We start from the raw sequence: 14,607 nt of genomic DNA, 5'->3' as shown, positions 1-14,607 counted from the left end.
ATTAAACCGTTAACATGGTTGCCAAAAACAAGATTGCCCGATAGGCTATCATGGATACAGCTAAACATGGAATAAACCCAAAGGCCTTCACCAAACTCAAAACTTTGGAGTCGTGGTAAACCCTGCGTTGCATGAAGAATAAAATTGTTACCGCTATTATTACGGCAATGGAAGTATACATCGGATCAGTCAGATATCCTTCGAGGGAAATACCCATTACCGACATGATTTTTGCTGCTAAAAACATAAACCAATGCAGCAGAATATTACCGATGAATATGAACATGGTGTTAAATTCAAGTGAAACCGTGAGGTGGTCATAGAAATACAATTTTTTCCGGGCATTTAATAACGATATGAATACTCCAGTAAGTACAACAAATAAAATAAGCATAAGCTTGGCCAGGCTGGTTGATTGTTGCTCGTATTGAACCCGCAGAGTATCCAATGAAATATTTTCTTTTGCAATCTTTTGTTCAACCATAACGCGTACCATTTTGCTGTATGGCATTTGATGCATTTGCGAGTCAAACTTTGTATTATAGGTGTCTGATCCTGCCACCAGGAAATAAACAAGGTTTACCACAAAGAACATGGATATGGGCTTTACATAGGGTACGCGTATTCCCTCAATTACCTGAGCAGAAACATATCCGGGTTTCAGCACCATCAACTTTAGCGTTTTAAGAAACTTACTGTCAAGAAAGGTGATGGCATTTAACAGACTTCCCAAAAAATAGCGAAATGACTTTTCCTGAGGTTTTAAAATTTTTTCACCGCATTGATTACAAAAATCCCCATAAAAACTATGGCTGCAAGCCTTACATTCATGCGGGTGATTTATCTGCCCGGGTTGCGTGATTTGATTGCCCATCTTCAAACCGAAAATAATTCCAACTGGCGTGGAAAAAGTTGAAAACTTTTACGATGGTATGGTGATAAGCCCAGTAGCTTAATAGCATCGCGGTGGCCAGCCGTTGGGTAGCCTACATTGGTTTCCCAGCCATACCCGGGATGTTCCACGGCAAGTTTTTTCATCAGTTCATCCCGATAGGTTTTTGCCAAAACGCTGGCTGCTGCTATTGAAAGATATTTTGCATCACCTTTAATAATGCACTCAAACGGAACATCCCGATAGGGTTTAAAACGGTTGCCATCAATCAACAATAACTCAGGCTGGATGGTGAGTTGGTCAACCGCCAGGTGCATGGCTTTAAAAGATGCATTTAAAATATTGATAACATCAATTTCTTCATGCGAAACTTCTGCCACCGCCCAGGCCTCCGCATCACGAATAATTTCTTCCCGCAATGAAAATCGTTCTTCGGCCGATAACTGCTTTGAATCGGTAAGTCTTTTATGCCGGTATTTTTTGGGTAGGATAACGGCAGCCGCCACAACAGGCCCTGCCAAACAACCACGGCCGGCTTCATCGCAACCGGCTTCGATTAAGTGTTTCGTAAATGACGAACGGAGTTTGGGCATAGGTTGATCAAAAATCCATATTCACCATTCAAAATTCAAGGTTCCCCGCCATTTATCAATAATATTTTGAATCTTGAAGCCGGATATAGAATCAGCAGGTATGAACAAAAACCCGTGGACAACCCTCTCAACCCGTGAAGTATACGCCAATAAATGGATACAGGTAACCGAACATGATGTATTAAACCCATCGGGTGGAAAGGGGATTTATGGAAAAGTGCATTTTAAAAACAAAGCCATAGGCATTATACCGCTGGACAACCTAAACAATACCTGGCTGGTAGGGCAGTTTCGCTATACCTTAAATGAATATTCCTGGGAAATACCGGAAGGAGGAGGAACGATTAGTACCGATCCATTAGATGCCGCTAGGCGTGAACTGAGGGAGGAAACGGGATTGACCGCAAACAAGTGGACTTTGCTGACCCGCATCCATACCTCTAACTCAGTGACAGACGAAGAGGGATTTATATTTCTTGCCGAAGATTTAACGCAAGGTGAAGACGACCGCGAAGAAACAGAAGCCGACCTTGTAGTAAAAAAACTTTCGTTGCAGGAAGCCGTCAGGATGGTGATGGAGGGAAAAATTACCGACAGCATAAGCATGACCGGTTTACTTATGGTTGCCCGTCTGAAAGATCTACCATGACACTAAAACAACACTATAAAACCAACTTCCTTTTGGCTTACCCGGTTATGATCAGCATGCTGGGCCAGGTAATGACAGGCGTTGCCGACAGCATTATGATTGGGCGAACAGGGGCAACTCCATTGGCCGCCTCATCCCTGGCCAATGTGGTGTTTATGTTGTTGCTCACGTTTGGTATTGGTGTTTCATACGCCATTACGCCCCTGGTTGCAGAAGCCGATGGACGGCAAGACAAAAAATCCATTACGGAAATACTGCGCCACGGGTTTATTATAAACCTGGTTACCGGGTTTATTTTATTGACTATAATCCTGCTCACCGGTCCCCTGCTTCATTATATCAATCAACCCATAGATGTAGTCGCACTGGCAATCCCGTATTTATTCATCATCTCCTTATCGATTGTGCCCTTCATGGTCTTTCAAACCTTCCGTCAGTTTGGTGAAGGGCTGCACAGCACACGCATGGCGATGATTATTGTGATAACCTGCAACCTGCTGAATATTCTTTTAAACTATCTGTTGATATATGGAAAATATGGTTTTCCTGAACTTGGCTTAAATGGTGCCGGCTGGGCAACGCTGATTTCGCGTGTACTCATGGGCATACTTATGCTGGCCTATATCTTTTGTGGAAAAAAATTTATCAGTTACCGTAATGGGTTTGCCTTCGGAAATTATTCGCGCAAGCTGATCAATAAGATGCTTAACATCGGCATACCGGCTGGCATACAATTTATTTTTGAAGTCAGTGCATTTGGTTTTTCAGCCATTATGATGGGTTGGATTGGCACAACGGCATTGGCGGCACATCAAATTGCCATAAACCTGGCAACCATCAGCTACATGACCACTTCAGGTCTTGGCGCTGCTGCCACCATTCGTGTTGGGAGCTACCTGGGCAAGCGCGACATCCCAACGCTTCGAATGGCCGGCTTTACATTAATAGGCATGGCATTGATTGTTATGACCATTTGGGGAATTGCATTTATTATTTGGCGACATGAATTGCCGCTGCTGTATATCGATGATCAGTCGGTAGTAGCTATTGCAGCACCATTACTTATTATAGCCGGGTTATTCCAACTTTCCGATGGTATGCAAGTGGTATGTGCCGGGGCTTTGCGCGGCTTACAGGATGTTAAAATCCCATCCCTAATGATTTTTGTGGCTTACTGGGTTATCAGTTTGCCCCTTGGGTATTGGCTCGGGTTTAAATTGAATTATGGTGCCAACGGAATATGGATGGGCCTGCTTATCGGGCTTACCATTACGGCTACAGCAATGTTTATCCGGTTTGCTACGCTCAGTAAAAAACTGTTGCCCAATTCAGTTTCTGTAGAATAGGACTATTTTAAGGATTCCCCTATCTTCATTTTTCAAAGTTATTAACTATGCATGAAGAAGCTTTACCTGTACGGTATTCGCAAACCACGATAACGGAATTGATGATTCCAGCCTATGCCAACTTTGGCGGAAAAATCCATGGGGGCATTTTACTTTCGCTGATGGACAAAGTTGCCTACGCATGTGCCAGCAAGCACTCCGGCACGTATTGCGTAACCGTTACCGTAGATAAAGTGGAGTTTTTGCAGCCGGTGGAAGTAGGTGAACTGGTATCCATGCATGGCTCGGTAAATTATGTTGGGCGGTCATCCATGGTGGTGGGTATTCGTGTTGAGGCCTTGAATGTAAAGACACATGCTGTAAAACATACCAACTCATCATTTTTTACCATGGTGGCCAAAGACGACAGCGACAAGCCTACGCCTGTCCCCAAACTCATTCTTGAAAATACGGAGGACGTTAAGCGTTTTATTGAAGCCATGCGCATGAAGGAAATTAAAAATGCAATTCGTGGGCAAATGGACGATGCCAAATCGCAGATTGAAGTGGGGCGCGCCCGGGAAATACTAAAGAATGAACGTTGTGTGTTGAACTTAAAATCGTAAATCGTAAATCGTAAATCGTAAATCGTAAATCGTAAATCGTAAATCGTAAATCGTAAATCGTAAATCGTAAATCGTAAATCGTAAATAATTTTTATGAAGCATTTTTATTTATTGATCATTCTTTTCTCGCTCACCGCGCAAGCGCAGTATCCCGTCATCCTGTCACAACGCGAACAGGCCAAAGTAATTGACGAGCTTCTGGAAGATCGCATCCGAACCGTGTTGCCCTCACTCATGCGCAGGGAAGGATTTGACATGTGGGTGCTCATCAGCAGTGAATACAACGAAGACCCTGTTATCCGCACGTTTTTACCGGCTACGTGGTTTGCAGCACGCAGAACAACCATGCTGGTCATGTTCGATCGCGGGGCCGATAAAGAAATTGAATGCCTGGCCGTATCACGGTACGATGTAGGTAAAATTTTCAGGCGCTCATGGGATCCTGATGCCCAGCCCGATCAATGGGCGCAATTGGCAAAGCTTATTGAAGAACGTAACCCAAAAAAAATCGGGGTTAATTTTTCCGATCACTACGGTCATGCCGATGGTCTCACCTATTCGCACCACCAGAAATTAATCAAGGCCCTGCCCAAAAAGTTACAGGCCAATGTAACCTCGGCCGAAAAACTCGCAGTTGGCTGGCTGGAAACGCGCACCGAACGCGAAATGGTTATTTACCAACAAATTTGCCGCATCGCCCACGACATCATTGCCGAAGGGTTTTCACAAAAAGTAATCCATCCGGGTATTACCACTACCGAAGATGTGGTGTGGTGGTACCGTGAAAAAATGAAAGAGCTAAAGCTTGATACCTGGTTTCAGCCCAGTGTTTCCATTCAACGCAACGAATCGGAAGCCATTATGAGCAAACGACCACAACCTTACGTTATCCTGCCGGGCGATCTGCTTCATGTTGATTTTGGAATAACCTACCTAAGGCTTAATACCGACACGCAGCAGCACGCCTATGTGTTGAAACCCGGTGAAACCGATGCACCCGATTATCTTAAAATGGCGTTCAGTCGCGGTAATAAACTCCAGGATATCCTTACCAGTAACTTTAAGCTTGGCAAAACCGGTAACCAAATCCTGGCCGACTCACGCAAGCAAGCCATTAGTCAGGGCATTACACCTTCCATTTACACTCACCCTATCGGATTTCACGGCCATGCTGCCGGAAGCACCATAGGTATGTGGGACATGCAGGGTGGTGTGCCCTACACCGGTGATTACCCTTTGCATTACAATACGGCCTACTCAATTGAATTGAATGCTTCCGTTTACATTCAGGAATGGAAAAAGGAAATCCGTATTCAACTGGAAGAAGATGGCTACTTCGATGAAACCGGATTTCGTTACATTGATGGTCGTCAGCGCGAATTGCTGATCATTCCACGACCTGATGGAATAAACCGACAATAATCCTTGCTGCTGTTTTAGTCATGAAACTGGTAAGGGGCATTTATACAGGCTACGCGTTAGTGGTATTTTCCCTACTGTTCCTAATTTTTTTCCTGCTATTGCTGGTGCCCATAATATTTCCAAAAAAGTTTAAATGGATCGGGGCAATCAACCGTTGGTGGGCGTATTCGTTGTTTAGCCTGGTAGGCATACCCTGGTCAGTTGAGGTGTTGGGTAAACTTGATGCCAAACGGTCGTATATTTTTTGCCCTAATCATTTTTCCTATGCCGATATACCCGTAATGGGCTTGAACCCGCACAACACCATTTTTGTGGGTAAAAACGATATGGAGCATATACCCCTGTTTGGCTTTATGTACCGCAAACTGCACATTACCGTTAACCGCCAGGACCTTAAAAGCCGATCCAGCACGTTTAAAAAATCATTGAAGGCTATCGACAATGGAAAAAGCTTAGTGATATACCCTGAGGGTGGCATTGTAACAAAAGGAGAACCGTTAATGGGGCCTTTCAAGGATGGCGCATTTCGCATCGCTATTGAAAAACAAATCCCCGTAGTGCCGGTAACACTGCCCAATAATTGGATAATTTTACCACCGGAAGAATTCCTGATCCGGTGGAAACCGGTTAAAATAATTATTCACGAACCAATTGAGACCTGCGGCATGACAGCAAAAGATGTTGCTGCACTTAAAGGGATGGTTCGGGAAACGATTGAGCAGGAACTAAGCAGGCACATTGTATGAAGATTACACGTGAACTTTTGGATAAAATCGCCCATCTGGCCAGGCTTGAAATGCCCCAACAAGTGGTAGAAAAGATGTTAACTGATATGAGTGCCATTATTACCTGGGTTGAGAAACTGAATGAGGTGGATACAACCGGTGTGGAGCCCCTCACCACCATGAGCACCGAAATAAATGCATTGCGTGAAGACGAGGCAGAAAATAAACTCACACGCGAGCAGGCCTTACGCAATGCCCCTAAACAAGTTGGGGATTATTTTAGTGTACCTAAGGTAATCGAATAGAAATGCCTGCTTTCTGCCAGAACTTTAATTAGACTGGCGATACGTAAGATCAAACTGACCTTGGTTAACCCGGATGGTTTTATTGCAACTCTCTGAATAAGCCATAAACTCAAAGGAACCGGCAATCAGGTTTTTGCCTGCATCAAAAACGTTTACGATCAGGAGTCCGTTAAAATAATCATCGGAAGAAAACACACATGCTGAATCCTGACGCCTTATGAGAATATACCGTGAAAAGGGATCGTTCAATTCATAAACACCGGGTGCAACCACAGGTTGATCCATTACAAAAGCTATCCTGTCGGAGAAATCCCCTCCCATCCACAAGCTTAAATAAAATGTGTCTCCATCTTGTGAAAGTTCAGCCTGCACCTGCTCTTGTTGCCATACTTTACCATTGAACAAACACGTAAAGGTGTTGCTTCCGGTAGCCTCGTTATGTTGTTGGAGTTTACGTTCAGACGAAATGGAAATAGTAGTTAAACCTGTAAATACAATTACAGAAAGGGAAACGAAGAGAAAAAGTGTTATAAACCGTGTATGTAACATCGTTACAAAGGTAACGCATGAAGAAGCAGAAGCATGGCAGAGCAGTGTTACCAAAACATTTCGAAATTGTGAAGGGCTTAAGAATAAATTAACACATAAAAACCAGTAGATTGCCATCCAGTTTTTTGAGCTATGCATTCACGTTGGTTTTGGACAAGTTGGTCGCTTGATTATAGGGTTATCGGGTATATACTGGGTGCCGTTTTAATTCTTTCCATTCTTTTCATGTGGGTTGGCTATAGTAAAGGTGCCGAAAATGTTATTCACTGGGATGCCTATCACCAACAAGAAACAATCGAAACCGTTAGCCACTCGTTTGATATAGGGAATTTCGAACTTTCCATACCCATCGAATCCTACCTGACCTTCGAATATTTTAACGGAGGCAACATACAGCCAAACACCCTTGCTTCTTATATCTTTTTAGGCGGCTTGGTTTTGTGTAGCCTGATTATGCTTTGTGTTATCACCACACTGGAAAGATTTTGGTATTTCGTGGGCATGGGGCTTTTCACTCTTTTTATGGTTAGTCTACGGCTTGAGGTACTGCAACTCTTTGGATTAACCGGCAGGATGGTTCCAATAATAATCCTGTTTGGGTTTATACTTCCTGCCTTCTATTTCAATATTCTGCGCCCAACAACACCGTTTCTTTTACGGTTTTTAATTTTCATCCTGCTCACTGTTATCACTGCATTTATTGTCCATTTCTTTTCGGCCGTTGATTACCCATTTTTACACCTGGCCGTAACAGCGTACGTGCCGGGATTAGTTCTTGCCTTGATTTTTATACTGATGGTAGCACATGAAATACCTGCTGCGTTTGTATACATCACCTGTTCAGGAACCTCGTCATCGAAGAGCCTGCGGCATTTCTCCATCATTAGTGTGGTGTATATGGTAAACCTGGTATTAGCCTATATGCACGAAGCAAAACTTATCACCTGGGATTTCCTGTATATCAACTTCTATCTTTTACTTACGGTTTCTGCCGTACTGGGCATTTGGGGCTTCCGACAACGCGAAACACTTTACGATAACATTACAAAGTTTAACCCCTTTGGAGCTTACTTTATTGTTGCACTTGCTGCTATTACATTTCTTACCGGTGGCTTATTATCAGGAAACCATAACGATCCGGCCATTCGCATTTTTCGCAGCGCGATAATTTTCAGTCACATTGGCTATGGTGCCATTTTTCTGATCTACATCGTTTCCAACTTCATCATTATGATGGCAGAAAACCTCAACGCGTGGAAAGTGCTGTATAAGCCTACCCGCATGCCTTACTTCACATTTCGATTTGCCGGACTGATTGCTACCCTGGCATTCGTGTTCTACTCCAATTGGCGCGAGCTTGTATACCATGGCGTTTCCGGGTTTTATAATCACCTGGGTGATTTGTATGAATTAATCGACAAACCTATTATAGCCGAAGCCTATTACCAGCAAGGGCGCAGCTATGGTTTTCAGAACAACCGATCAAACTATGCCCTGGCTAAAATTGAAGCCCAAAAAAGCAACGTTGCAAAAGCCCACAACCATTACGAACTGGCCAATGATAAAAGACCTACACCTTTTTCGTTGGTTAACGATGCAAACTTATTGTTACTGGAAGGCAGAACATTTGAATCGATACATGCATTTTCAAGAGCCCTTAAAAAATTCCCACACCACGGTGTGATTGAAAATAACCTTGGCTATTCCTACACCAAAATCCATAAACTTGATTCGGCTATATTATTTTTTGATGCTGCCCGCAAACACAAACGATCGCAACAAGCTGCCGAAGCCAATATACTTGGGCTTATCGGACAGGAGTACTTACCGGTACAAGCCGATTCACTGGTGCGCCAGTTTAACACGCCTTCAGCGCTCACGTTAAGTAATGCCCTGGCAGTAGCATCACTTCAAAAACAATCATTTGATTACACCCTTAACCCATGGGCTGCTCAACCATTAGATATTGCCACGGCCACGTTGCTCAACAACTACTTGGTGCACTTCCTTAAAAAAATTGATACCGTTGCGCTTCATCAAATAGACCGTATAGTTTCCGACTCTTTAAATATCGATTACCACGAGGCCCTGAAGGCTACCTTGGCCCAAGCATACTATCAACAGAATAATGTAACGCGTGCCCTATCCATTATGGGTGAGTTGGCCTACCTGAGCCAGATTATGCAGGGTAAGTTCAATTACATAGCCGGCCTTTGGGCTTTGGAACAAGGCTGCCCTGACCTGGCGCTGAAGAGTTTCAATTATGCTGTACAGTTCGATTATAAAGAGGCAAGGCTCTACAACGCCATTGCACTAGCCGAGGCCCGGTACCTGCCTGAAGCAAGGATCGCGGCAGATTCCCTGCTTCGGCACAAAAATGAAAATATACGGGAGATTGGCAGGCAACTGAAGAAAATTCTCGATGCCGCAAGCATTGATAACCTGAATGACCTGGAGAAATACCAGTTCTGCCGGTACCGCATTGGTGTTGCCGATACCGTATTATTTGAACGGGTTGTAAACACTATACAGGATAACGATTTAAAAGTTGCAGCCCTTATAGAAATGGCCGAACGTCAGTTTGATGTGATGCACCACAAAGCGGCTACCCGGTACCTTATACAAACCAGTGGCATTCCTGTTCAGGATAAAAGCCTGGTTGAAAAACAAAAACATTTTGAGTTGCTGCTATTGGCTTTCAGGGGCGACATAAATGGGTTAGCCAGTCGCCTTAATAGCCTTTCATTTGACAAAAAACGAGAGCTTGAAAAAGCACTCTACGAGGCGTTGATTAGTGAGGGCGGGGGAGATACGCAAACAGCAGCGCGCAATTATGCCATACTGGCCACGTACAACCCGTTTTTCGAAGAGGGGATTATCGCATCAGCCCGGTATTTTAAAAACCGTGATCAAAATGATATGAAGGCTTATTCCATTTTGGCTGAGGCTGTTCAGCTTAATACCAATTCGTATCGCCTATGGATTGCCTATGCCGCTGAGGCCGCACGTGTTGGGTTTGATGCTTATGCAGCCAGCGCACTAGACGAAGCTGAGAAATTAAAGTCAAGAAAATAACACACCTTTTACTTAGTGCGCATGATGCGTATCAACACGTTTGGCAGTTTTTCGTTTATAATGCTTTTTCTGCTTCCCCTTTGATTTCTTTTCAATCCGCTTTTCCTTTTTGGCCAGGGTTATGTTTTCACGGATAGTCTTCCAGTAGTCGGGCCCGTAGTCAACAAAAATTTCGGCCCCGGCAGGAATATTCTTTTTTGATTCGATATAAGCCTTTAAGCCATCGGTAACGTAGTCGCAGTTGTTGGTAATGCCTTTGATTTTTGATAGGCCCTTGGCATCATTGGCGTAACGGGCCAGGTGGCGTTCGGTTTTCCAGGCATCAATAACATGGTATCGCTTCACATAAAAGATATAACCATTCTTTCCATCGTCATCTTTCACCTCCTTCCATGTGGTAATCTTGCCTTTATATTCAACAATTCGGGTTCCTTTAGGAATGGCCACTTTGGTAAACAAGCCTTTGCCGGCATTGGGTAAGGTTGATTTTTTTACAATGAGGTGTTTCTCCAGTAGTGCCATAGGTTAGTTTAAAAAATCGGGCGTGAAGATAGGGGAATTTTAACAGGCTGAAAATTTATTACAACAGTATCTCATTTTTCCTTACGTAGGTCAAGGTTATGAAATACAAACAAACGTATTGCATGAGTATTGATAAAGTCTGTTCCGGAAGGGCGCTCCAGAAAAACATTGAGGTAACCCAGGTGGGCGTTTAATCCTTTTGTGAACTGGTAGCCAAAGCCTACAAAGAAACGGTTCTGGTCAAAGTAATTATTTATGATCTCTTTTCCGAAATTGATCATGAGCTCATCGTTAATAAATACAAAGGGTGTTTTAGGTTGAACACCCCCGCTTTTAAGGGGAATAGTAAGTGCCATGTTGTAGCGAACACGATAGTTGAACTGGTAACTCCCCGCTACTTCTCCGCTTACCAGGTGTTCCTTATACCGTTGTTCAAGGCGCAGGTACTGCATCATGTTAAAGTACTTCCTTTTATCATACCATTGTACTTGCTGCCAGGGCCTGTGCTCATGCAGGTTAGGAATGTTGTCGTCACCGGAGAAGTTAGTAATGTAGGCATAGCCGGCCGTTAACCGCACGTTATCGTGCAGGTAATACACATACCCCAGCCGAACTATATCCTGGCTCATCCGTTCGGCAAAATCATCGGTTAGCCGGGCGTGCAAGTCAAGCCAAATCCCCGATCGGTGAGTGAGGCGGGTTTGATTTAAATAAGCCAACCAGGTTTGTTCACTGGTTACAATATTTTTTGTTTGGGCAAATGCCGAAAACGCTAATGCGAAAACTGTATTTACAAAAATAAATCTAAGCATAAGGCAATACTCCTAATGTAAACTGACATTTACAAGTCGGTTTACAGTAGGAGTAAAAATACTTTCTTAACTACGGTTTGCGGAGATATACTTTTCCATACTTCGACTCCAACGTATAACGAGGTCCATTTCCTGCTTTTGCCGAAACCTGTGTCCATTTGTTGTAGCCTGAGTCTGTATCTTTTGATGAGTCGAAAGGAAGATCAAGGTTGGTGAGTATTTCACCATAATGAGTACGCGCAATTAGCTCACCGGTTGAACGTGAATTTATGGTTGCATCCACTCCGCCATAAGTTGCCGTAACTTTCAAGGGAGCGTTAAAACCCAAAATTTCAACTATTCCATATTTCGCTTCTACGGTTGTTTCCATGCCTGCCGGTACAAAAATTTCAAGTTTTATTTCCCTGATTATACCCGAGGACATATAGGTATAGTTACCACCATTTTCCTCCAGAAATTTTTTCACTTCAGGATCTTTATAATCTTTGGCTTTGAAAACATATTCCATTTCACCCCTTTTTATTACGATACGTTTTGGCAGGTTATCTTTATCCTTGAGTTCAGACGTAACTAAAACAACATTGTTTTTTATGGATGTGATAAGCTCAAACGCATCGTCATTTTCACCCTTGTTAATGCTCACTTCTCCTTTTATCATAACCTCCTTCCGATCCCAGGTTTGAATTTTTATAAGTTCCGGATAATCGAAGGCAAGTTCCAGTTTTTGACTGGCTTGAACCGGAATAGATTGTTCAATTTTAGTTTGGGCAAACAATGTACCGCTCAGGGCGATCAGGCCCAGCAAAAGTTTTATTCTCATAACGGTTGGGGTTGAAAAGTCCAGTGTCATCCCTCTATACTTCAACAAGTTCAGTGCCCGGGGATTACCTTGAACTGCTAATTACTTTTTGCGTAGGTAAATACTATTGTGCGTGGAGGAAAGCTTCATGTCCAGTCCGCCACCATTCAATTTTCCATTCACTTTATTGGATCCATACTTCTTCCATTCGCCTTGGTCTTCAAACTCAATTTTGATGGATGGATCAACAAACATTTCACCGTAGCTGGTTGTCATGGCCAGGTTGGCCTTTGTTGATACCGGAATGGTTACATCAACAGGGCCATGTACAGATACGATAGATACCGGATTGTTAATGGTGCTGCCAAAGATCACATCAATACTTCCATGCACGGTTTTAATGGCCAGCGGGCCGGTAACATTATCCAGATGAACGCTGTTATGAACTGTCGATACCTCAATTTCACTGGTCAGGTTTTTAAATTTCACATTACTTCCATAGGGAGATGTGTGAGCGTACGACACTGTAACGCCCTTTGGCACCATAATCTTAACTTTCGGCCCCTCCATTTTTTTCATTTGGTATACCTCTACCGTGTTGCCCTTGTCTTGCACAGACAAACCGATACCGGTATTATCTTCCAAACCCATGGCGCTGATGGCACGCAGGCCTTCAGCGCGCTTATCCTTTTCACGTGCACCATCCATGGAAGAGAAAACGATCTCCTTTCCGTCATATCCTTCGATGGTGACGTTGTTCACTTCACTGATCATCAGTTTGCCTGAAGTTTTGGGCAGCCTATATTCCTGGGCAAAAACCCCAGCGGCAACAAGTACTAATGCTATTGCTAAAATTTGCTTTTTCATTTTTTAAAGAGTTAAATAATAATCAAACATTTATATATACATCGCGAATGTTTTCTAGGATAGTTTAAAAATCCCTGCATGTGCTTCGTCCTTTACAGCGGGCAACGACTTCTCATCTTCAATAATTTGTTTAAAGGATTTCATTGCATTTTTTTCTTTCATCTGCACTAACAACTGAATCAATGCAATCTGAATCACCGGGTCATTTTGTGTTGCTAAGGATTCGATCAGTGCCCTTCGTACTTTTTCTTCAGCAGTAAACTTACTTAATGCCTCAACCGCTGCCAACCGCACATTACTGTTACCGTCAGTATTCATAGAGGTTACAAGTGCTTCCACAATTTCATCATCGGGCTTATTGGCCTGCACCGACTCATAAGCAGCCATAACACCAAGCATGCGTTGACTGGCTGACTGATCGTTATTCATCTGTGCAAGAACCAACCTACGGGTTTCTTCCATTTCCTTTTGCAATACTATTAGCTCGTTGTGTTGTTGATTCTGTTGACTGATCCAATATCCAGTTCCACCACCAATAATAAGCAACGCCACAGCCGCTGCAACCCGATACCATGTCGGGGAGAAAAACACTGTTTTTGAATTTTTATTTAGTTCTATTTCTGCCTTTAGAAATGTATCAAAATTATTTCTAAGCTTTGCGGAGGGCTCAAGTTCTTCGGACCTATCCATCACCTTCATCACTTCCTTCAACTGTACATACAGTTTATAGGCTTCTGTCTTTTTTGCAAGCTCCATCTCAATAACTTGCCTATCAATTGTATTGAGCTTACCATCAATGTAGTCGATGATCATGCCTGATAATTGTTCCTGATTCATATCTGTTCCAGTTGAAAATAATGTTCCCTTAATTTTTGAATGGCTCTATGCACTTTTACCTTAATATTGGCTACAGTAGTACCCATAATTACCGCCACCTCTTCGTACTTCATTTGCTGAAACCGGGTGAGCACCAAAAGTTCGCGTTGTTCTTCGTTAAGCATCGCCAATGATTTATGTAGTAGTTTTTCACGCTCATCCTGTTCCACACTTTCGTACGAATCCATTATCGCTTCACCCATTTTGTCTATATCCACAAAACCTGAGGTTCTGTTTTTCGAAGCCTGGTAGTGATCTGAAAACACATTGCGGGCTACCTGATAAATCCACGATTGAAACCGCATACCATCCCGGTAGCTTCCCCGGTATTTAATAATGCGTAGGAATACATTCTGTGTCAGGTCTTCGGCCAAATCCCTATCCATAGTCATGCGTGCCAAAAAATTGAAAATGCGCTTATGGTAGCGGTCAAAAAGCACAGATATTTGCTGGAGGTGGCCATTTTTTACAGCCTCCATGAGGGTTTCATCGCTCATCAGATCAATGCTTTTTGTCAAGTTTCGTGTTCGTTACCGGGTAAAGCCAAAAAGGTTACAGTACCGAATTACG

Annotated in this window: 16 protein-coding genes; 7 read left to right on the top strand and 9 right to left on the bottom strand. The window is 43.2% G+C overall.

Features of this window, described 5'->3' with window-relative positions; translation table 11 throughout:
* Nucleotide 1: 1 nt before the first annotated feature.
* Nucleotides 2-670, bottom strand: a complete 669-nt coding sequence (locus KIT51_04165; protein ID UYN87470.1) for a DUF3667 domain-containing protein — start codon at nt 668-670, stop codon at nt 2-4.
* 206 nt (nt 671-876) lie between these two features.
* Entirely contained in the window at nt 877-1,485 is a 609-nt protein-coding gene (locus KIT51_04160; protein ID UYN87469.1) for a ribonuclease HII, read from the bottom strand.
* A gap of 100 nt (nt 1,486-1,585) precedes the next feature.
* On the opposite strand from KIT51_04160, the gene KIT51_04155 reads away from it, so the two are divergent.
* The 6 genes from KIT51_04155 to gatC all read left to right on the top strand — a co-directional run bounded on the left by KIT51_04155 (nt 1,586) and on the right by gatC (nt 6,537).
* On the top strand, nt 1,586-2,134 hold the full coding sequence (locus KIT51_04155; protein UYN87468.1) for an NUDIX hydrolase: 549 nt from the start codon (nt 1,586-1,588) through the stop codon (nt 2,132-2,134).
* Nucleotides 2,131-3,480, top strand: coding sequence for an MATE family efflux transporter (locus KIT51_04150; protein UYN87467.1), 1,350 nt, complete (start codon nt 2,131-2,133; stop codon nt 3,478-3,480). Before KIT51_04155 ends, KIT51_04150 begins: the two co-directional genes overlap by 4 nt.
* Nucleotides 3,481-3,527: 47 nt before the next feature.
* Nucleotides 3,528-4,085, top strand: a complete 558-nt coding sequence (locus tag KIT51_04145) for an acyl-CoA thioesterase (protein UYN87466.1) — start codon at nt 3,528-3,530, stop codon at nt 4,083-4,085.
* 93 nt (nt 4,086-4,178) lie between these two features.
* The gene (locus KIT51_04140) at nt 4,179-5,507 is read left to right on the top strand and encodes an aminopeptidase P family protein (protein UYN87465.1); all 1,329 of its coding nucleotides are present in this window, start codon (nt 4,179-4,181) and stop codon (nt 5,505-5,507) included.
* Between the two features lie 20 nt (nt 5,508-5,527).
* Nucleotides 5,528-6,253, top strand: coding sequence for a 1-acyl-sn-glycerol-3-phosphate acyltransferase (locus KIT51_04135; GenBank protein ID UYN87464.1), 726 nt, complete (start codon nt 5,528-5,530; stop codon nt 6,251-6,253).
* A complete protein-coding gene (gene gatC / locus KIT51_04130; protein UYN87463.1) occupies nt 6,250-6,537 on the top strand; it encodes an Asp-tRNA(Asn)/Glu-tRNA(Gln) amidotransferase subunit GatC in 288 nt (95 codons plus the stop codon). Before KIT51_04135 ends, gatC begins: the two co-directional genes overlap by 4 nt.
* 24 nt (nt 6,538-6,561) lie before the next feature.
* Here the strand turns inward: gatC and KIT51_04125 are convergent, their stop codons facing one another.
* The gene (locus KIT51_04125) at nt 6,562-7,224 is read right to left on the bottom strand and encodes a hypothetical protein (GenBank protein UYN87462.1); all 663 of its coding nucleotides are present in this window, start codon (nt 7,222-7,224) and stop codon (nt 6,562-6,564) included.
* Between KIT51_04125 and KIT51_04120 the strand changes: the two genes are divergently transcribed.
* Nucleotides 7,219-10,161 (top strand): hypothetical protein, encoded by a 2,943-nt coding sequence (locus tag KIT51_04120; protein ID UYN87461.1) that lies wholly within the window; start codon nt 7,219-7,221, stop codon nt 10,159-10,161. The genes KIT51_04125 and KIT51_04120 overlap by 6 nt on opposite strands.
* Before the next feature lie 12 nt (nt 10,162-10,173).
* Here the strand turns inward: KIT51_04120 and KIT51_04115 are convergent, their stop codons facing one another.
* The 6 genes from KIT51_04115 to KIT51_04090 all read right to left on the bottom strand — a co-directional run bounded on the left by KIT51_04115 (nt 10,174) and on the right by KIT51_04090 (nt 14,534).
* Entirely contained in the window at nt 10,174-10,683 is a 510-nt protein-coding gene (locus KIT51_04115) for an SET domain-containing protein (GenBank protein UYN87460.1), read from the bottom strand.
* A gap of 71 nt (nt 10,684-10,754) precedes the next feature.
* Nucleotides 10,755-11,495, bottom strand: a complete 741-nt coding sequence (locus tag KIT51_04110) for a DUF2490 domain-containing protein (GenBank protein UYN87459.1) — start codon at nt 11,493-11,495, stop codon at nt 10,755-10,757.
* 70 nt (nt 11,496-11,565) lie between these two features.
* Nucleotides 11,566-12,315 (bottom strand): hypothetical protein, encoded by a 750-nt coding sequence (locus tag KIT51_04105; GenBank protein ID UYN87458.1) that lies wholly within the window; start codon nt 12,313-12,315, stop codon nt 11,566-11,568.
* An 81-nt stretch (nt 12,316-12,396) separates the two neighbouring features.
* Nucleotides 12,397-13,161: a DUF4097 family beta strand repeat protein gene (locus KIT51_04100; protein ID UYN87457.1), complete on the bottom strand. Its 765-nt coding sequence runs from the start codon at nt 13,159-13,161 to the stop codon at nt 12,397-12,399.
* A 54-nt stretch (nt 13,162-13,215) separates the two neighbouring features.
* A complete protein-coding gene (locus KIT51_04095; GenBank protein ID UYN87456.1) occupies nt 13,216-13,998 on the bottom strand; it encodes a HEAT repeat domain-containing protein in 783 nt (260 codons plus the stop codon).
* The gene (locus KIT51_04090; GenBank protein ID UYN88493.1) at nt 13,995-14,534 is read right to left on the bottom strand and encodes a sigma-70 family RNA polymerase sigma factor; all 540 of its coding nucleotides are present in this window, start codon (nt 14,532-14,534) and stop codon (nt 13,995-13,997) included. The genes KIT51_04095 and KIT51_04090 overlap by 4 nt, the downstream gene beginning before the upstream one ends.
* Between the last annotated feature and the right edge of the window lie 73 nt (nt 14,535-14,607).

The sequence above is a fragment of the Cyclobacteriaceae bacterium genome, from assembly GCA_025808415.1.
In the GTDB taxonomy this organism is placed as follows: Bacteria; Bacteroidota; Bacteroidia; order Cytophagales; family Cyclobacteriaceae; genus UBA2336.
This window is presented reverse-complemented; position numbering and strand designations above follow the sequence as displayed.